The organism is Lactococcus sp. dk101 (assembly GCF_009601055.1).
Classification (GTDB): Bacteria; Bacillota; Bacilli; order Lactobacillales; family Streptococcaceae; genus Lactococcus.
Genome location: NZ_WITI01000033.1, coordinates 1 through 1,081 on the forward strand (window position 1 = coordinate 1; position 1,081 = coordinate 1,081).

Sequence of the window (1,081 nt, forward strand, 5' to 3'; positions counted from 1 at the left end):
GACGAAAGGAGCTGGGGAATGGAAAAGACATATTACACATTATCTGAACTTGCTAGGGAGTTTGGAACTTCAAAAGACTTGATGAAATATCACCGGAAATCACTTCCTGAGAGTGAACATTTTAAAGATTCTCGAGGTGTTATTTATATTTCCGAAGTGGGAAAATCGATGATTCAAAGCAGATTAACAAAAAAAGAATATTCCCCTGAATTTCAAAAGCAAGTCTTACAAAAACTCAATGAGATTGAATGGAAAATTGATTATACGGGTTCACACCTTAGCCAAAGTAATCAAGATGTGATTGCTTTAACCGATCGAATAAGCCCCTCAGAAAGCTCTGAGAGCTCCGATAAGCTTATTATGATAGAAAGTAAGTATCTTGACTTAAAACGCACGAACGAGGCTTTAAATGCTAATTATGAGCTATTAAAAGGAAAGGTTACTGTTTTATCAAAAACAGCAACCATTAGTTCTAGTGGGGAAATACGTTTAAATATGGATTTGTTAAGAGACTTACTGCAATATGGAAAAGAAATAGATGATTCTGATACTTTAGAGGATGTAATACTTTAATAAAAAAGGCGAATCCTGATATAGTTCATCTTCCAGAATATATAGAAAAGACAATTCATTTCAGATTTTGAAGTAATGACTTCTGCTTCAAAAATTACTAAAGTAGATTTTTTTAGGCATATCAGTTATAATAACTGCTAAGAAGATTTTACCAGTTCTTCCTCTTCATTTCGTATGAAGCAACTAAATGTAAAAAAGCTTTCCTTGTTGACGAGGAAAGCTTTTTATATTATTTACTACTCTCTAGATATTGTTCTGCAGAAAGGGATAAATATTTAACGATGTTCTTTTTATTGTCCGCATAGTCTTGCATCTTGCTGTGTACGTACCCTAAATGAGCTTCTAAGCCCTTCTTACCCTTTTGTGCGACAATCTCATCATAAAGAGGATAAACGTGCTCAGAGAGGCCAATAAGCGTTTTCTGTTTAGCCATGTCAGTAGCAAAGAGTAATCCTGCAGTAATTAGCTGCATGGTATAAGGATTTGAGATAGCTTTAGCAAGCAAGTC

1 protein-coding gene and 1 pseudogene are annotated in these 1,081 nt (G+C 34.4%); one reads left to right on the forward strand and one right to left on the reverse strand.

The window, feature by feature from the left end:
- A partial coding sequence (locus tag GHI45_RS11195) for a hypothetical protein (protein ID WP_370450774.1) occupies window positions 1–573 on the forward strand: 573 nt, incomplete at its 5' end.
- 229 nt (window positions 574–802) lie between these two features.
- On the opposite strand, the pseudogene GHI45_RS11200 reads toward GHI45_RS11195, so the two are convergent.
- Window positions 803–1,081 (reverse strand): annotated as a pseudogene (locus tag GHI45_RS11200) (RepB protein); the annotation flags it as partial.